General features: G+C 65.4%; 15 protein-coding genes. 11 read left to right on the forward strand and 4 right to left on the reverse strand.

Features of this window, described 5'->3' with window-relative positions; genetic code table 11:
• Positions 1–9: 9 nt before the first annotated feature.
• From ACXIZN_RS24905 to ACXIZN_RS24920, 4 genes are all read left to right on the forward strand, one after another.
• Positions 10–891 carry a formylglycine-generating enzyme family protein gene (locus ACXIZN_RS24905; RefSeq protein ID WP_457957155.1) on the forward strand — a complete coding sequence of 294 codons (882 nt, stop codon included), beginning with the start codon at positions 10–12 and terminating at the stop codon, positions 889–891.
• 1,150 nt (positions 892–2,041) lie between these two features.
• Entirely contained in the window at positions 2,042–3,469 is a 1,428-nt protein-coding gene (locus ACXIZN_RS24910) for an amidase (RefSeq protein ID WP_457957156.1), read from the forward strand.
• 174 nt (positions 3,470–3,643) lie between these two features.
• Complete coding sequence (locus ACXIZN_RS24915) at positions 3,644–4,000, forward strand: nuclear transport factor 2 family protein (protein ID WP_457957157.1); 357 nt, start codon at positions 3,644–3,646, stop codon at positions 3,998–4,000.
• Between the two features lie 786 nt (positions 4,001–4,786).
• Positions 4,787–7,138: a molybdopterin-dependent oxidoreductase gene (locus tag ACXIZN_RS24920; RefSeq protein ID WP_457957158.1), complete on the forward strand. Its 2,352-nt coding sequence runs from the start codon at positions 4,787–4,789 to the stop codon at positions 7,136–7,138.
• Positions 7,139–7,202: 64 nt separating this feature from the next.
• On the opposite strand, the gene ACXIZN_RS24925 is transcribed toward ACXIZN_RS24920, so the two are convergent.
• Entirely contained in the window at positions 7,203–7,412 is a 210-nt protein-coding gene (locus tag ACXIZN_RS24925; RefSeq protein WP_457957159.1) for a hypothetical protein, read from the reverse strand.
• Positions 7,413–7,971: 559 nt separating this feature from the next.
• On the opposite strand from ACXIZN_RS24925, the gene ACXIZN_RS24930 reads away from it, so the two are divergent.
• Positions 7,972–8,829, forward strand: a complete 858-nt coding sequence (locus ACXIZN_RS24930; RefSeq protein ID WP_457957160.1) for a PaaX family transcriptional regulator — start codon at positions 7,972–7,974, stop codon at positions 8,827–8,829.
• A gap of 43 nt (positions 8,830–8,872) precedes the next feature.
• Here ACXIZN_RS24930 and ACXIZN_RS24935 read toward each other — a convergent pair whose 3' ends face one another.
• Positions 8,873–9,286: a RidA family protein gene (locus ACXIZN_RS24935; protein WP_457957161.1), complete on the reverse strand. Its 414-nt coding sequence runs from the start codon at positions 9,284–9,286 to the stop codon at positions 8,873–8,875.
• Between the two features lie 148 nt (positions 9,287–9,434).
• Between ACXIZN_RS24935 and ACXIZN_RS24940 the strand changes: the two genes are divergently transcribed.
• From ACXIZN_RS24940 to ACXIZN_RS24960, 5 genes are read left to right on the forward strand one after another with little or no spacing between them, the layout of a single operon-like run.
• The gene (locus tag ACXIZN_RS24940; protein WP_457957162.1) at positions 9,435–10,277 is read left to right on the forward strand and encodes a fumarylacetoacetate hydrolase family protein; all 843 of its coding nucleotides are present in this window, start codon (positions 9,435–9,437) and stop codon (positions 10,275–10,277) included.
• 12 nt (positions 10,278–10,289) lie between these two features.
• Positions 10,290–10,733 carry a cupin domain-containing protein gene (locus tag ACXIZN_RS24945; RefSeq protein ID WP_457957163.1) on the forward strand — a complete coding sequence of 148 codons (444 nt, stop codon included), beginning with the start codon at positions 10,290–10,292 and terminating at the stop codon, positions 10,731–10,733.
• Positions 10,730–11,674 (forward strand): acyl-CoA thioesterase, encoded by a 945-nt coding sequence (locus ACXIZN_RS24950; RefSeq protein WP_457957164.1) that lies wholly within the window; start codon positions 10,730–10,732, stop codon positions 11,672–11,674. The genes ACXIZN_RS24945 and ACXIZN_RS24950 overlap by 4 nt, the downstream gene beginning before the upstream one ends.
• A 57-nt stretch (positions 11,675–11,731) precedes the next feature.
• The gene (locus ACXIZN_RS24955) at positions 11,732–13,390 is read left to right on the forward strand and encodes an AMP-binding protein (protein WP_457957165.1); all 1,659 of its coding nucleotides are present in this window, start codon (positions 11,732–11,734) and stop codon (positions 13,388–13,390) included.
• Between the two features lie 11 nt (positions 13,391–13,401).
• On the forward strand, positions 13,402–15,777 hold the full coding sequence (locus tag ACXIZN_RS24960) for a bifunctional salicylyl-CoA 5-hydroxylase/oxidoreductase (RefSeq protein WP_457957166.1): 2,376 nt from the start codon (positions 13,402–13,404) through the stop codon (positions 15,775–15,777).
• Positions 15,778–16,373: 596 nt separating this feature from the next.
• Here ACXIZN_RS24960 and ACXIZN_RS24965 read toward each other — a convergent pair.
• Positions 16,374–16,835 carry a MarR family transcriptional regulator gene (locus ACXIZN_RS24965; RefSeq protein ID WP_457957167.1) on the reverse strand — a complete coding sequence of 154 codons (462 nt, stop codon included), beginning with the start codon at positions 16,833–16,835 and terminating at the stop codon, positions 16,374–16,376.
• A gap of 51 nt (positions 16,836–16,886) precedes the next feature.
• Between ACXIZN_RS24965 and ACXIZN_RS24970 the strand changes: the two genes are divergently transcribed.
• The gene (locus ACXIZN_RS24970; RefSeq protein ID WP_457957168.1) at positions 16,887–17,084 is read left to right on the forward strand and encodes a hypothetical protein; all 198 of its coding nucleotides are present in this window, start codon (positions 16,887–16,889) and stop codon (positions 17,082–17,084) included.
• A 143-nt stretch (positions 17,085–17,227) separates the two neighbouring features.
• On the opposite strand, the gene ACXIZN_RS24975 is transcribed toward ACXIZN_RS24970, so the two are convergent.
• Positions 17,228–17,527, reverse strand: coding sequence for a hypothetical protein (locus ACXIZN_RS24975; RefSeq protein ID WP_457957169.1), 300 nt, complete (start codon positions 17,525–17,527; stop codon positions 17,228–17,230).
• Positions 17,528–18,469 lie beyond the last annotated feature (942 nt).

Consider the following 18,469-nt stretch of genomic DNA (forward strand, 5'->3'; position numbering starts at 1 on the left):
GTGTGACGGATGGCGGGGTGTTGCCCACCGCCGCGGGACCAGCAGGGCCCGGCGGCGGTTCGCGTGCCGGGTGGCAGGGTCGACGACGGTGTTCTGATCAAGTTGCCGGGCGGAGCCTTTCGAATGGGAACCGCCGATCCCGACGGCTTCCCCGACGACCGCGAAGGCCCGGTGCGGGAGGTGACCGTGGCGCCCTTCGCTATTGACGCGCACTGCGTGTCCAACGCGCGCTTCGCTGAGTTCATTTCAGCCACCGGCTACAGCACCGACGCCGAACAGTTCGGATGGAGCTACGTGTTCGCGAAGTTCCTCCCCGGTCAACTCCGCAAACACTCTCCGCGTCCACAGCAGACACCGTGGTGGTGTGCCGTATCTGGAGCACACTGGCGACGCCCCGAAGGTCTCGGAAGCGATCTGAACGGACGCTGGAACCATCCCGCGGTGCACATCTCATGGAATGACGCCACCGCATACTGCACCTGGGCCGGACGCCGCCTACCCACCGAGGCCGAGTGGGAATACGCCGCGCGCGGCGGGCTCGACCAAGCACGCTATCCCTGGGGCAACGAACTCACCCCCAACGGACGGCACCGATGCAACATCTGGCAGGGCCGCTTCCCCGTACACAACACCGCCGACGACGGCTACACCGGCACCGCCCCGGTGGACGCCTACGAACCGAACGGATTCGGGCTCTACAACGTGGCAGGCAACGCATGGGAATGGTGTGCCGACCCGTTCGACCCGACCGACAGCCAACGCGCCATGCGCGGCGGCTCCTACCTCTGTCACGACTCGTACTGCAACCGTTACCGCGTCGCCGCCCGAACCGCCAACAGCCCCGACAGCTCCAGCGGCAACGTCGGCTTTCGCACCGCCGCCGACCTCTGACTCCCGGGTTTCTCCGCGACGGCGTAGGTCTCCAGAACAGGCGTTGTCGTATGTACGCTACCGGAATTAGCCAGCTCCACCGGCCGCCCTGCTCTGACGTGCGCAACTTCGGACAGGTCGAGCCAGGGTTCGACAGCGGAACCCGACCACTGTAGTCCGCATCGTCCCCATGCCTCGTCGGATCGGCGCGCCCTCCCGTCGCGATTCCGAGTGTGACGGTCTCGACGTAGTCACGGGACGTAGCGCTGCCGTAGAGCTCGGATCGACGATCTGCAAACGCGGGTAGGAGAACCGGCGGCACTTTCAACCGTAAATGCATGGTTCCGACCAGGGTTTAACGGCCTGGTTCAGTCAGCGGACCCGGCGCTGACCCAGCTGGACAGAACCAGCCTAGATTCGGCACTACCCCGGTAGTTGCGCTGCCGGGTCAGTTAGTCACGGAGGAGCGATGGCCACGATCACCGCTGACCTAGCATCCACGCACCTGGAGTGCCGGGCGGACACATCAAACCTGTCGACTGGTCAACGTTGTAACGGGCGAAGGCGTTCGCGGCCGCATCGGCACCGCGGTGTCAGCGGTCTGTTCGGTCACGGTCCACCGCTCGTCATGATCGTCTGCGTTGCGGGAACGCCGCTAGCCGCCACATTTGCCAGGCCAACCACCACCTAGCGATCAACGCACCGGCCCGCGATCAAACGGACGTAGTGCTCGCCCTCGCCACCTTCAGCGACGTCCCAGGCGAACGACGCGTCGACGACAAGCGCTGGGATCTTACCCCGTATGGCCTCCCCCAATACTGAAGGGAGCGCCCGCCTCCTCGCAGCAAGGTCACAGTCACCGCACGAGGCTCCCGCTCGGTTCTCTTCATCGAGATCGACACGATGCTCAACGATGAGGAGCGACAAGCTGGTCTGTTTCGTCGCAAGCCCCACAACATCAATTCAAGCGATCGCTTGTGAGCCAGGTCGACAAGCAGCCGCGGAAGATGACGCTGCGCCTGCCGCAACAGGACGTACGAGCTCAGATAGCGGCACAGGGATCTCGTCAGTCCACCAGACAGTCAGTTTCGGCCGACAAACTTCAGCCGCGGAAAACCTACTCAAGGCTTTCGGCACCAACCAACTCAACGACCACATCTGAGGTAACCCTGTGAACGCCATCGATCTCTTCTGGTCCGACGCGACCGACCTGGCTGCGGCTGTGGCAAAGGGCGAGCTCACCGCCACGGAGGTGGCCACCGCGTATCTTCGCCGCATCGACGAGCTCAACCCAACGCTGAACGCCTACGTCTATGTCGACCGGGATGAGGTACTGCGTAACGCCGCTCTGCTGGACCAAATGCAGGAAGCGGGCGAACCGCTCGGCCCTCTCCACGGAGTGCCGGTCGCGATCAAGTCCCTTACCGACGTCAAGGGCATGCCCAAGACAGCGGCAATGAAGATCTGGGAGGGAGCCGTCGCGGAGAAGGACTCCATCGTCGTCGAACGACTTCGTGCTTCCGGAGCACTCATCCTCGGCCTCACCAATGCCCCGGAATTCGGCTATTACGGCGGAACCGACAACCACCTGTGGGGCCCGACCCACAACCCGTGGAAGTACGGTCACACCCCCGGCGGCTCCAGCGGCGGCTCCGCGGCCGCAGTCGCCGCTGGTCTGACTCCACTCGCCGAGGGCACCGATGGAGCGGGCTCAGTCCGCATCCCGGCGTCCCTGTGCGGCGTCGTCGGACTCAAGCCCTCGCTCGGTCGTATCCCACAACAGATCACGCCGTCACGCAGCCAGTCGAACCTCTTCCACGGCCCGCTTACCCGATCCGTTGCCGACGCCGCCATCATGCTGGACGCCATGGCTGGCGAACACCCCGGCGACGTCTACAGCATTCCCAAGGATGCTGAGCCGTACGCCGCCGCGGTGGGCAAGTCCATCTCGGGTTGGAAGATCGCCTACACCCCTGACCTGGGCACCGGCGCCTACGTGGACCCGGAGGTCGCGCAGATTGTGCGTGACGCTGTTTCTGCCTTCGAGGAGCTCGGAGCAAAAGTCACCGAGGCCACCCCCGAATGGCCCGGACCCATCGATGAGATCATGTGGAAAAGCGCATGGCTGCCCGGGTACGCCGGTATGAACAGTCTTGCCGACTGGGAAAGCCTGCACGACCAGGTAGACCAAGGCTTCATCGAAATCCTGGCACAAGGCCGAGAGTTGACCGCAGCCGAAGTCGGCGGATTCGACGCTCTGCGCGGTATGGCGTACGACCTACTGCAGGCATTCATGGAGCAGTACGACCTGATCGTCTCTCCGGTACTTACCAGTGCGACCTTCCCGTTCGACCACATTGAGCCTCAATGGCTGAGGAACAAGCCGTTGAAGGATCGCATCCTGGGATGGTTGCTCACCTACCCCTTCAACATTCTGACCAACCCGGCCATCTCAGTGCCGGCGGGCTTCACGGCTGATGGCCGCCCGGTGGGCCTGCAGATCGCTGGACGGTTCCGCGCCGACGCTTCAGTGCTAACCGCAGCAGCAGCCTTTGAGACAGTACGTCCGTGGCACGACGTCCGCCCGCAGCTCGGCTGACGAATACGGCTGCGCCATCGACTGCCTGAGGAGTTTCACCACCGATGCCGTACCGCCAAGGTTGCCAGGCATCCTCTAACTTTGCGGCAGTTCGCTGAGCGGGCTGGACAGTCTCCACCACCCGCGATCGTCGCTATCGTTCTGACGACATCCGCCCCATGAGAAGGAGCAAAATTGTCTGCTGAAGCCGACGTCGTAGCCGTCATCGAAAGCTATGTCGAGGGTGCCGCCAAGGCGGACCCAGACGCGGTGAAGGCCGTCTGCCACGAGAGCGCATTCTTTCGAGGCTTCATCGGTGACCAGTTCACAATCACCACGCCCGCTGAGTACGCCGACACGGTCGTCGCTACCGCACCGGCACCGGGCGACGACTATAAACACCAGATCCACTCCGTGGCCGTCACCGGTGACATCGCGTCCGCGACCCTCGACGAACAGGGCTACCTGGGCTTCAACTTCCGCGACAACTTCGGACTGATGAAGATCGACGGCACCTGGAAGATCATGTCGAAGGTATTCACCACCGTCTGAGCAGGGGGCGAGTGGAATGGACTCTGCTGAAAGTGAGAACCTCGCTCGATGAGGCGCTCGAGTCTGCTCACCCGATCTGGGCCTTATCTGTCGGAGCTGGGTCTTGCGCACCCACGAGAGATCCGCTCGATCCGAGCGCACGGGGTGCGATCTCGCCCTCGCCGCAGCTGATCGCCGCGTCGCACAGATGCAGAACCTCGTTGATGAGCGGCAACATCAACTTGAACTCGTCATCCGCGCGGCGTGGGTGCCGCGTCGAGGGCTTTGTCCTACCGCTCAGCCCATGCTCAGTACGGGGACGTGTGGCCGCGGCATCGGGACGCCCGGCAGTGCTGCGGGTCCTGGGGTGAGTCCGCCCTCGGCCCGGGGCTGATGCGAGCTGAAGCGCGCAGGCCCTGGCTGGGGAGCCCTGCCCGCCCTCGCCGCGAAGCGGCGGGGGCCCTGGCGCACAAAGCCCATTCTGAACCGCACAAGCCCTCTTTCCCGAACACCGGGGCGAACCAGCAGTGTGCGCAGCAAATAGCCGACCAGGAATCCACCGGACCGCTGAGCGGACCAAGCCTGCTAGATGTTGTCCCAGCCGGTGGCAGCCTGGGCCGACGCAGCGACGACAGGAGACGGCCAGGTGTTTGCCACGCGGTTGTTCATTGCCGGTGAAGGGGTCGACGCAGCTGCGGGCGACACAGCGGAAACCATCAACCCCGCCACGGGTCGGATGACCGGGACTTTCCCCGGCGAGGTCGAGGCCGCTGCAGCTCCTGCGTGCGGACCAAAGGACTGACACCGATGAAGCGACGGACATTCACGGCAACTCACTGGGGAAACTACACCGTGCACAGTGAGGACGGCCGGGTAATGGGACTGGAGCCTGCTACGGCAGATAGCTCCCCTTCGCCCATCGGTTCAGGCATGGCGAGTGCGCAAAACGACTCTGTTCGGATTAAACAGCCCATGGTGCGCGAGGGCTGGCTCCTCCACGGACCAGGACCTGCACGCGGCAGGAGAGGACGTGATCGCTTCGTTCCGGTGACGCATGAAGTAGCGTTCGACCTGGTCAGCTCGGAAATCGACCGCGTGCGAAGCACCTACGGCAACGCGGCAATTTACGGCGGTTCTTACGGCTGGGCCAGTGCAGGCCGATTTCACCATGCACAGAGCCAGATCCACAGATTCTTACGCATGGCCGGCGGCTACACCGACTCGGTCAACACCTACAGCCTCGGCGCCCTCGAAGTGATCATGCCGCATATCGTCGGTGGAGCGCCCATGAGTCTGCTGGCTCGGGGCCCGAACTTCGATGAGATCGCAAGCGACGGCCAGCTCGTCATCTCCTTCGGAGGCATGGCACCCAAAAACGCCATGATCGAACAAGGCGGGATTGGCGATCACCGATCCCCGTCACTTCAGCAGCGTTGCCGACAGGCAGGCGTGCGCTTTGTCAACATCTCCCCAGTCCGATCCGACTCGGCACCATCGCTGTACGCCGAGTGGCTCCCTATACGACCGGGCACAGACGTCGCGTTGATGCTGGCTCTGACCTGCGAGATCGTTCTCGCAAACCGTCATGACCAGGATTTTCTGCAGCGCTGTTGTATCGGGTTCGAACCGTTTGCCGAATACCTCATGGGGCGTGTCGACGGTATCCGCAAGGATGCCGCCTGGGCACAGAGCATCACTGAGATCAACGAGGAAACGATCCGGTCACTAGCTGAGCAGATCGCCACGTCGCGCACTGTGATTAACGTCAGCTGGTCACTTCAGCGTATGGACCATGGCGAGCAGCCTCATTGGGCAGGCGTGGTGCTATCCGCTGCCTCCGGATCCCTCGGCCGCCCTGGCGGAGGATTCGCGGCTGGGCTGGGCACTTCACTCGTCGGTGTTCGGCGAGGCTTGCACAGTAAAGCCTCGCTACCCCAGGGAAAGAACCCGGTCACGAGCTTCATTCCGGTCGCACGGATCGCCGACATGCTACTCGCGCCAGGCAAATCCTACGAGTACAATGGCCAGTCTCTGCGCTACCCCGACATTCGACTTGTGTATTGGGCTGGGGGGAATCCGTTTCACCACCATCAGGACCTCCATAGGCTCGCCCGGGCTTGGCAACGACCAGAAACGATCGTGGTACACGAGCCCTGGTGGAACGCCAACGCTCGATTCGCCGACGTGATATTTCCTGTGGCGACCTCACTTGAACGTGAAGACTTCGCTGCAGGCCGATTCGACATCACACTGAGTGCGATGCACAAGGCCGTCGAACCGCCCCCCGGTGTCCGGAGCGACTACGAAATTTTCAGCGTCCTCGCGGACCGGCTCGGTTTCGCTAAACAGTTTACCGAAGGGAGGGATGAACGTGCATGGGTTCGCGAACTCTATGAGAGGACCCGGGCCGGCATGGCGGATACTGTTACGCTCCCACCGTTCGAGGAGTTCTGGGAACGAGACCAGATAGACCTTCCCGAACCGGTTGATCTACAATATGGCAGCTTCACCTTGCTGCGGGAGGACCCCGAACGCTATCCGTTTGATACACCATCGGGACGGATCGAGATCACTTCGGACACGATCGCGAGCTTCGGCTACGACGATTGCCCCGGGCACCCTGTCTGGCTGGAGCCGCGGGAGTGGCTCGGCAGGGCGCCGACAGATCGCCTTCATCTGGTCTCCAACCAGCCTCGCCGCCGCTTGCACAGCCAGTATGACAACGGCACCCACAGTGCACAGGGCAAGGTTGCCGGACACGAGCCGGTGCTCGTCCATCCGTTGGACGCGCAAGCGCGTGGCATCACCTCCGGCGAGGTTGTCCGACTGTGGAATTCGCGAGGAGCTTGCCTCGCCGGCGCGGTGGTGACCGACGAGGTCCGCCAAGGGGTCATCGTCCTGGCAACGGGTGCGTGGTTCGACCCGGTAGATCCCGGTGCGGCAGGTTCACTCGATCGCCATGGAAACCCGAACGTCCTCACTTCAGACAAGGGCACAAGTCGGCTCGCGCAGGCTTCCTCAGCTGGAACTGCCCTCGTTGGACTTGAACGTGTCGCCCAAGATACGGCGCCCGCTACCAGGGCATTTGAGCCACCCGAAGTAGTCGATGACGGACACGCAGCTGAATTGCTCGCCCGTCGAAACAGCAGATGTGGCTGACGAAGCCAAACTAACGGCTACGAAGCCATCTCGTATGTCCAAACCTCCACAAGTTCAGGCGCTTTCATCGGTGTTCGCCTTGGCGATTGGGCGAATGACCGGGCACCGAGCAGCGGGAATTGGCCGCTCGTCGTGAGGAGGGGTGGCAGCGGTTCACTTGGGCTGCGACCTTGGCGGTGGCCACGGTCTTGATGGTGACCGTCCTGCTGTGCTCGGCGTGCCGGTCCAGCAGCGGCCACTCGCCGCCGATACCGCGGATCGCGACGCTGGCCACCAGCAGTTCCTCGACGGTATCCGCGCGGACGCCATGGGGGCGGCGAGCCGTTCGTTGGCGGCCGCGAGCCGCTTGGGCAGACGATGAGGCCTGCAGGTAGGCACATCATCCATGACGCCGTTCGCGTTCTATTACCCGAGCTAGTCGTCGTGGAGAATGTCACCGCCCTCCGCCGGAGGGGCGGTGGTCTCGACCGAGTTTTCACTCGAGCTTGCCGGCGCGAGCGTGTGTTCCTGTGTGCTGGCCCCAGCCGGGACCGGATGCGGGTGATGCAGGCCCTCGATGGCGAACCCGCGGCCCGGTCAATCGAGGTTCAGTGGTGCGAGGGAGGGCATCGGGACAATCGTCAACGACCCGGTCGACTCGGTGACCGGCTGGCACGCCTACTCCGACGCCGACAGAGGCGAACCTCGATCGGCGGCGATCCAGACCGCTCGCCGTCCGGGGTGTCCATCCCAGCCGAGTGCGCAACACTATGTCGCCCTTGTCGCGGGCGTCAAAGAGGCACGATGTCCCTTGCGGGAACCTGCGCGCAGTCCGGAAAAGTTATGCTGCTTTTGTGGCAAGCGTCAGGGAGCAGGGGGCCGATGAAGGTGCGGGCAAGTCGTGGCAGCCGCGGGCGCTGATCGTCTCGCTGTACGGCCTCTACGCCCGCGACCGGAGCGGCTGGCTCTCAGTAGCGTCGCTGGTCCGGCTGATGGCGGACCTCGGGGTGGACGAGCGGGCGGTTCGGTCTGCGATCTCCCGGCTCAAGCGCCGGGGGCTGGTGGACGCCGAGCGCGTCGGCCGGATGGCCGGGTATCGGTTGTCCGCAGCGGGCTACAACATCCTCGCCGAGGGTGATTCCCGGATCTTCGATCGCCACCGGGGCGTGCTCGACGACGGCTGGTTGCTGGTCGTGTTTTCGGTGCCCGAGGTCGAGCGAGACAAGCGGCACCAGCTGCGCTCGCAGTTGATGCGGCTGGGGCTGGGGACCGTCGCGCCGGGTATCTGGATCGCGCCGGCACACCTGCGGGACACGGTGGCGACCACGCTGGAGCGCGCCGAGCTCCTGGACTTCACCGAGCTGTTCCACAGCAAGCACATCGGAGGCCGCGCGGCTGCGGACTCCGTTCGCGACTGGTGGGACCTGGACGCGCTTCGCGCGCAGTACGCGGATTTTATCGCCCGTGAGCGGCCGGTGCTGCGCCGCTGGCGAAACAGCGGCGGGCGTCCGGTCGAGGCGTTCCAGGAATTCGTCCGCGTGGTCACGATCTGGCGGCGTCTGCCCTATTTGGACCCGGGGCTGCCGCTCGACGCCCTTCCGGCGAAGTGGGAGGGCGTCGAGGCGGAGAAGCTGTTCGCCGCACTGCGGGAGCAGTTGGACGGTGCCGCGAAGGACCACGTGAACAGCGTGCTGGAGCCACCGGCTGGCTGATCCGGTTCTCCGGGCCCGCGACTGCCCCGATGACGGCGGCGGATCAATGCCGGAGCGCGGCGATTCCTTCGATCTCGATCAGCGCTTCCGGTTGCCACAGCGACGTCACCCCGACCCCGGTCATCGCGGGGTAGTTCTCGCCTGCCAGTTCGCGCCAGATCCGCCCGATCTCCTTGCCGCGGGCCTGGTAGCCGGGGATGTCGAGCAGGTAGATACGCACCGAGAGCAGGTCGGCGGGCTCGCAACCTGCTGCCCGTAGCGCGGTCAGAAGGTTGCCGAGCGCCTGCCGGAACTGGTCGACGATGTCACCGTCGACGATCTTCCCCGAAACGTCCATTGCGGTCTGGCCGGACAGGTGAACCGTGTCGGCGAAACGGACGGCATGGGTGAAACCCGATGGCCTGGCCAGCTCGGGCGGGTTGACCTGCTGCACAGGGGTGCTCGCTGCCTGCGTCATGAATCCTCGCGTCTCCCGGGCTTTTCAGCTCACCCGAAGTCGGTTACCTTGATTTCGTGACGATCGTAAAGCAAGCGCGATATCGAGCCAACCCCGAGCGGAGGGGTTGACCATGCGGCTCTCGACCCTCCGCCTGCCAGGCGGGACGATGGGTGCGCACACAACCGCGGCGGCGGTGCTGCGCCAGGAAGGCTGGCGGGTGCTGCCGCATGCCGATGTGGGAGGCCTGCTGCGCGCCGAGGACGGTCTCGTTCAGGCGCGCCGCGAGCTCGAGTGGCCGACGCCGTCCAGAGAGGTGGTTCCGGTAGGGCAGGCGGAGCACGCGCCGGTGGTCACCACGGCTCGCAAGATCGTCTGCTGCGGGCACAACTACCGCGCCCACATCCTTGAGATGGGTCGGGAAATCCCGGCGCACCCCACGCTGTTCACGAAGTTCGCCGACACGCTCGCCGGGCCGTACGACCCGGTAGAGGTGCCGGAGTGGGCCGGCGGCCTGGACTGGGAGGCCGAACTGGCCGTGGTGGTGGGCGAATCGGTGTATCGCGCCGACAAGTCCACCGCGGTGGCCGCGGTGGCCGGGTATACCGCGGCCAACGACCTGAGCGTGCGCGAGTGGCAGCACCACACATCGCAATGGCTGCCTGGCAAGGCGTTCGACGGCACGACACCGCTGGGGCCGGTCTTGGTCACACCCGACGAGTTCGACCCCTGCGCCGGTATCGAGATCAGCTGCCACGTCAACGGTGACACCGTTCAGCGCGCCGACACCGCGGACCTGGTCTTCGATGCCGGTGACCTGATCGCCTACGCCTCCCAGTTCACCCGGCTCGGGCCGGGAGACGTGGTGCTCACCGGCACCCCGGCAGGCGTCGGCACTGCCGGGAAGCCGCCTCGATCGCTCGCCGACGGCGACGTGGTCGAGGTCCGCGTGGCCGGTATCGGCACGCTGCGCAACAAGATCCGGCTGCTCGCCCAGACCCCGATCCACTGAGGAGGATGCACGATGAGTACCGAACAACAGCTGAACACCGATGTGGTCCCAGTGGTCACTCGCCACGGCCACGAGCACGGCAACACCGGCCAGTCGGGCGGAGCGGTCCGCATGTCCGGGGTGTCGCCGCAGCACACCCCCGCGACCAGGATCTGGTACGGAAGGGTCTCCAACGAGCCGGGGTACCGCTCGCTGCCCCATCATCACGGTGAGGCCGAGACTGGCGGTTACGTGCTCAAGGGACGCGGGCGCATCTGGTACGGCGAGGGCTACCGGCACCACGTCGACATGAGCGAGGGCGACTTCGTGTTCGTCCCGCCCTTTATGCCGCACGTCGAGGGCAACATGTCCACCACGGAGGAACTGGTGTGGCTGACCTGCCGGACACCCGACAACATTGTTGTGAACCTCCCCGAGGTCGACGATGCGATCCTCGAGGGGTACCGCCGCGCATGAGCAGCGTGACCAGCCCGCCGGGCACGGCTCGTTCCGCGCCGACTTCGGCGACGTTCACCGCGGCCGTGACGCTGCGCGAGGCTGAGCCCGAGCACCTCGACACCGCCTACGCTGCCACCACCCAGCCGTGCCCCTGGCCCAAGGCCTACGGCGGCGACCTGGTCGCCGCCGCGGCGGCTGCCGCCATGCACACGGTGCCCGACGGGGCAGGGGGCAAGTCTTTGCAGTCGATGCACTCCTACTTCCTGCGCCCGGCCGACATCGGCGCTGAGGTTCGCTACGAGGTCGAACTGCTGCGCGACGGCCGCGGCTACAGCACCCGTCAGGTCCGCGCCTACCAGAAGGCCAAACCCATCTTCGTCGCGCTCGCGTCCTTCGCCGCCGGCGAGCCGGGCGGGACCTTCGCGCCGAGCGCGCCGGAGGTCCCGGAACCGGAAGACCTGCCCACCTCGGCGGAGTACCTGTCCGAGCGGCAAGGCGGGACGATGACGACAGCGACGAAGACCTACTGGAGCGGTGAGCGCAGCTTCGACATGCGGCACGTCCCCAGTCCGGTCTACCTGGAGGTCGAGGGCGGGCGCGCATCCCACCAGGCACTCTGGATCCGGCCGTACGATGCCCTTCGCCCGGTGCCCGGCCTGACCCGCGAACAGCGCGATCTGGCCGCCTTGGCCTATGTGTGCGACTACACGGTCCTCGAGCCGATCCTGCGCGTGCTCGACCTGCCGTGGGCGCGCCAGGGGCTGGTGACGGCCAGCCTGGACCACGCCATGTGGTTCCACCAGCGGCCCGTAGAGAGCGACCTCGACGGCTGGTTGCTCTACGCCCAGGAAGCGGAGCACGCCGGTGCGGGCCGCGGACTCGGCCACGGCCGCTTCTTCACCCGCGACGGCCGTCATCTCGCCACGGTGGCACAGGAAGGGATGATCCGCGCCTCCTGATGCTGCGCTCACTCATTGTTGACCGGCCACCCCCATCGGTTCCAGAAGGGATTTCCGATGCAGCTTTCGCCCAGTGCCCACACGGACACCTTCGCCCGCGACCACCTCCCGCCGCTCGAGCAGTGGCCCGACCTGGAGTTCACCAGTCCCGAATTGCACTACCCGGACCGGCTCAACGCGGCCGCCGAGCTCATCGACGCCGCTGTCGCCGCGCACGGACCCGACCGGCCAGCGATCCGCACCGACTCCGGAGAAGTCTGGTCCTACGGTGACCTGCAGCGCCGCGCGAACCAGGTAGCCCAGGTGCTCGCCGAGGATTTCGGGCTGGTGCCGGGCAACCGCGTACTCCTGCGGTCGCCCAACAACCCGTGGGCCGTGGCCTGCTGGCTCGGCGTGCTCAAGGCAGGCGGGGTCGTGGTCACCACGGTCGCGGCCCTGCGCTGGCGTGAACTCGTCCCGATCGTGGCCAAGGTCCGTCCCTCGGTGGCGCTTGTGGACCACCGGTGTCTGTCCGATGTCGAGGTCGTGCGGGACCGGGAATCGCCGGAACTGGTGCTGGTGCCGTTCGGGGGTGGCACCGAAGACGATCTGCTGGCCCGGTGCGCAGCCAAGGAAGGCGTGTTCACCCCGGTGACGACCGCAGCCGACGATGTGGCCCTGTTCGGCCCCACGTCGGGCTCGACGGGACTACCGAAGATCACCACGCACTTTCACCGAGACATCCTTTCGATCGACAACACTTTCGGCCGCCACATGCTGCGGCTGGTGGCCGATGACGTGGTCGCCTGCACCGCTCCGCTGGGTTTCACCTTCGGGTTGGGGATGCTCGTGGTGTTCCCCTTGCGCGCCGGCGCGTCCATGCTGCTGGTGGAGACCGCCACTCCGGCCGAACTCGCTACGCTCGTCGAGGAACACCGGGTGACGGTCTTGGCCACGGCGCCGACCGCCTACCAGCAGATCCTCAAGGCAGGCCAGGCCGGTCGGCTGCGCGGGTTGCGCAGCGCGGTGAGCGCGGGGGAGCACATCCCGCAGCACGTGTGGCAGGAGCTCGAGACCGAGATCGGATTGCGGGTCATCGACGGCATCGGTGCGACTGAGATGCTGCACATCTTCATCTCCGCTTCGGGGGACGAAATCCGCCCAGGGGCCACGGGTAAACCGGTGACGGGATACCGCGCGACGATTCTCGGTCCGGACGGGGAGGAACTGCCGCCCGGGGCCGAAGGCAGGCTCGCCGTCATCGGGCCCGTCGGCTGCCGCTACCTCGACGACGATCGCCAGCAGGCATACATCGTCAACGGGTGGAACGTCACCGGCGACATATTCCGCCGTGACGAGGACGGCTATTTCCACTACTGCGCGCGAAGCGACAGCATGATCGTGTCCTCCGGGTACAACATCGCCGGACCCGAGGTCGAAGCGGCCATCGACGCTCATCCCGACGTGATCGAATCCGCGGTCGTCGCCGAGCCGGACGCTGAACGTGGGTCGATCGTCTGCGCGTTCGTGGTGCTGCGTGACGGGGTTGGGGGCGACGAGGCGAAGGCCAAGGAGATCCAGGACCACGTTAAACAGCAGATCGCTCCGTACAAGTACCCGCGTGACGTTCGCTTCTGCAGCTCGTTGCCGCGGAACCCCAGCGGGAAGCTCCAGCGCTACGTCCTGCGTGACACCGTCGAGGCAGAGCAGGCCGACCGGCTCGCCGCCTCCCAGTGAGAGGAACTCCGTTGAAGATCGCAATCGCGGGCGGCGGGCCGGGTGGCCTCTACTTCGCCGCCCTGATGAAGCAGCTGGACCCTGGCCACGAGGTGACGGTCTGGGAACGCAACGCGCCCGATGACACGTTCGGGTTCGGCGTTGTCTTCTCCGACGAGACCTTGGGCGGGATCGAAAGCGCCGACACCGTGGTTCACGAGCAGATGGCCGAACGATTCGCCCGCTGGACCGACATCGACGTGGAGTTCAGCGGGCACGCTTTCACCGTGGGTGGGCAGGGTTTCGCGGCCATGGGTCGCAAGGATCTGCTGCGCCTCCTGCAGGAGCGCGCTGCGGATCTGGGCGTCACAGTGCACTACCGGACCGAGGCCCCGGATGCGGACGAGCTGCGAGACACGCACGATCTTGTCGTAGGCGCGGACGGGGTCAACTCCCGGATCCGCACCAAGTACGCCGATGTCTTTCACCCGGCACTGGACCACCGGAAGAACAAGTACATCTGGTTCGCCACAGACCTGGTCTTCGAGGCGTTCCAGTTCTTCGTCAAACAGACGGAGTGGGGCACCATGCAAATCCACGGTTACCCATACTCGGACAACGCGTCGACGTTCATCGTGGAGATGCATCCGGATGTCTGGCGACGGGCCGGGTTCGACGCCACCGAAAGCGAGGACTTCCCACCGGGCGTTTCCGACGAGTACGCCGTCGAGCGGGTGCGTGAGATCTTCGCCGAGGAGCTTCGTGGGCACGAAGTCCTGACCAACAACTCGAAATGGCTCAGTTTCACCACGGTTCGCAACGAGTGTTGGTTCAGCGATAACGTGGTCCTGCTCGGCGACGCCGCCCACACCGCCCATTTCTCCATCGGCTCGGGGACCAAGCTTGCGATGGAGGATGCGCTCGCACTGGCCGCATGCCTACACGAGCACCCGGTGGTGCCCGCCGCGCTCGAGGCGTACCAGGCCGAGCGCAAGCCGGTGGTCGAGTCCACGCAGCGCGCGGCCCAGGCCTCGCTGGAGTGGTTCGAGAACATCGGAATGTATGCCAGCCAGGACCCCATCGAGTTCTGCTTCAACCTGCTGACGCGGTCACGGCGCATCACCTTCGAGAACCTCCGCGAACGCGATCGGGACTTCGCCGGGCTCGTCGAGCAGAACTTCGCCGAAAAAACCGGAGCGGCCAGGCTCGCCCCGGCGATGTTCCAGCCGATCGAGATCGGCGGGCTGCGGCTGGAGAACCGGGTCGTCGTGTCACCGATGGACATGTACAGCGCGCAGGACGGCGTGGCCAACGACTTCCACCTCGTCCACCTGGGCTCGAAGGCACTGGGCGGCGCAGGCCTGGTGATGACCGAAATGGTGTGCGTTTCGCCCGACGGCCGGATCACCCCAGGCTGCACCGGGCTGTGGAACGACGACCAGCGCGACGCCTATCGTCGCGTCACCGACTTCGTGCACGAAACAACTCCGGCCAAGCTCGGCCTCCAGCTGGGGCACGCCGGTCGCAAGGGGTCGACGAAACTGATGTGGGAAGGCATCGACCAGCCGCTGTCCGAAGGTAACTGGGCGGTGATCGGGCCCTCCGCCCTGCCGTATGGCGACGGGTGCCACGTGCCGCGCGAGGCCACCCGCGCTGAACTGGACCAGATCGTGCGGGATTTCGCCGCTGCGGCCGAGCGAGGCGTCGCCGCCGGGTTCGACCTCATCGAAATCCACGCCGCACACGGGTACCTGCTTTCGTCGTTCCTGTCACCGCTGGCGAACCAGCGCACCGACGAGTACGGAGGCTCACTGGAGAACCGGTTGCGGTTCCCGCTTGAGGTGTTCGACGCCGTGCGGAGCGTGGTCCCGGACGCGATCCCGGTTACCGTCCGAATCTCGGCCACCGACTGGATGCCCGACGGCAACACCGAACACGACGCAGTGGAGATCGCCCGCGCGTTTGTCAAGCACGATGCCGCCGCCATCGACGTCTCCACCGGACAGGTGGTCAAGGACGAAAGGCCGGCGTTCGGCCGGTCGTACCAGACACCGTTCGCCGACCACATCCGCCATCATGTCGCCGAACCGGCCGGGGCGAAGGTGATCGCCGTCGGGGCAATCTCGTCCTACGACGACGTCAACTCGATCCTGCTCGCCGGGCGGGCGGATCTCTGCGCGCTGGGCCGAACGCACCTCTACGATCCTCAGTGGACACTGCACGCCGCGGTGGAGCAGGGCTACAACGGCGAGGGAGGCCGGTGGCCTAGTCAGTTCCGCGCAGGCCGCCGCAAGCCGCCGACATCCCGCACAGACAAGGTGCAGCCTCGTCTGGCGCTGCTCCGGGCACCGGAGGTCGATAGCGTCCACCTCCGCTGGCGCCCCGCGCGCACCCACAGGATGGCGTGAGAGTGACACGGCAAACGCACCAGACGACAAAACCGATCGCTCCGGTTGCTCGGTACCGTCCACGCGGGCTGCTCAGGTGCGTTGCGGCCCCCCGAGGCACTGTAGCCGCGTGTGGTCAGGCTTGCCGAAGTGCGCACTCGGACGGCACGGTGCCGCAGATTCCGCCTGACAGGAGCTGTCGATCTCACGCCAGCAGCGGCCAGCTACGAGGCCAGCACCACGGGGCCCGGATCGCCTTTCGGGGGCCTATGTCTGCAGCGTCGCTCGTATCGGCACATTGTTCGTGACCGGCGGAGCCGACACGGCCCTCCGTAGGCGCACGCGGCTTGATGGCCACCACCAAGGAAGCGTGTTCGTCCATACCGGAGTGATGCTGCTGCGACTCGGTGAAGAAGTGGCTCGACTGTCGCTACAGGTGGAGCGTGTACTGGGTCTGCGGAGTCAGGAGGGGTCGGCGACCGCTACGGCTGCGGCGGTTTGTCTGGTCGCGGCGGGGCCGCGGTGATGGTGACGGCGTCGTGGCGCCCCTCCTTGAGAAATCGCGGCTCCTGGGGCGAGAACCGCGGCCCGGTCACGGTCCCGATATGCGGCGCGCTTCACCGGCTCTGGTTCTGGGTGATGCTCTGTGTCACGTGATCGAGGATGTTCCTGGTCTCCTCCAACTGGGCGAGGAGGTGGTCGGGGACGAATCGGAGGCGGTCCACCCAGTGCTGGTGCACCTTGCGCAGGTTGTCGTTGGCCATCTCGGTGAACCCGACCCCTCGTCCGCTCGTGGTGCGTACCAGCAGCCCCTGCGACACGAGGTCGAGAGCGATCGCGCTGACGTTGCTGCACTGAAGTCCCGTCGTCGCGGCGATCTGGGTCGCGGTGATTCCTGGTTGACGGTGGATCTCGTGCATGACAGTGATCTCGGTACGCGTCAACGCAGCGAGGTCTCGTGCCGCGCGGCCACGCAGCTCAAGGTGGTGGGAGAGCGCGAGGATCGTATCTGCTAGGCCGTTGACGCCGACGCAGTCGGAATTCCGAGCGGCCGCGTCAACCCTGTCGGCCAGTGTCAACGTTGTAACAGCCGACGACGGTCACGACCGTGCCGGCACCACGGTGAGATCATGGGGGAAAACGCATGGCTGCCCGAGTACGCTGGCATGAACAGTCTTGCCGACTGCGAAAGCCTGCACGACCAGGTCGACCAAGGCTTCATCGAAATCCTGGCACAAGGCTGCCTGACCGAGTTGCTCGGCATTGACGCATTCGGCATTGAGCGTTGCCAGCGGAGCGAGAGTCTGGCGCCAACGCTTCCTCGATGAGCGGCCGTTGCCGCAGTTGCGGACCTCGGAACGCGTGGTGGAGTTCAGCAGCCAGGGAGTCGATGCCGCGCTGGCGTGAGCTTGGTGGCGGCCCTTGCAGGACCGCCACCAAGGCGACGAGGGGCCATCTCGTGGTTTCGGCTTTATCGAGCGGCCCAGATGCCGGCGGCTGCACAGGTTTCCGCGAACGCCGCGAAGTCCCGGGCAGGTTTGCCAAGTACTTTCTCAATGTCGTTGCTGATGGTGTCGAGTGTCCCGCTTGCGATATCTGAGTAAAGATCCGCGGTCTCGGCCGCGGACTCCGGAGAAGCACCCGACCGGATCTCAGCGGCAATGAACTCGCTCCGGGTCAAGGGAACGTAGGTGATCTCGCGTCCCGTCGCGCGGGAAATCTCGGCTGCTACATCCGAAAAGGGCCCTGTCATGATTTCCGTGTAAGCCACGGATGATTGTGTGGTTATGTTAGTGGATTGGTAGGCGGTCGGGGAAGAGTACGACAAGTGTGTTGAGTGCTTGTTTCCATCCCCAGGTTCCGGTTCCTGATGGTCCTCCGCGGTGGCTGGTGATGTTCCGGAGTCCGAGGTAGAGGAGTNGGCCTTCCTGGATCGCCAACGACGATCCGATCTTGGTCCATCCGCGGCTTACACGGTTGTCATGACACGGCCCCGAAAAGCTCATGGCCCTCGGGCCGGTGAGGTCGTATGCCCGCCCAGCATGGACGTCGTTGGTCAGGGTGGCGGCAGCGACCTCCGCGATGTCGTCAGCATCGACGAACGCCTCACGTCCGTTCCCCGCAGGCAGGCGGATCTCGCCGTCGACGATGGGCGCGAGCAGGAAGTCCTCGCTGAAGTTCTGGTAATACCACCGCAACCGAAGGGCAGTCAGCGTCAAGCCAGAAGCACTGACCTGTTCCTCCGCCGCGCTCGGACCGTCACCCAGATCCGCCGACGAGACCAAGGTCACTCGGCCGACACCAGCCGCTAGTGCACGGTCCGCGAAAGCGCCGATCACCTGGGGATGAAGCCCAAACGGCGGCACGACATAGATAGCGGACACGCCGTTCAAGACAGGTCCCCACGTCCCAGGGTTCTGCCAGTCGAACGGAAGCGGGGTCGAACGCGCGACCTCCCGGACTGGATGCCCACCCCGGCGCAAGATCGCGGACACGCGACGACCGGTCTTGCCCGACGCTCCGGTTACCAGGATGAGGTCTGTACTTGACATCGTGAGTTCTCCTTGCAGCTATGGGATGGGGCTTGTCCACAGGTACCCCCATGTATTGCTCTGAGGTCGGCAGAGTCGCCGCGACGCGCACGACGTGCTCCAGGTTGCCCGTCACTCGACACTATACAATCAAGAATGTACAGTTTGAGGAGGCGTCAGCC

It is taken from the genome of Amycolatopsis sp. TRM77291 (assembly GCF_054166285.1).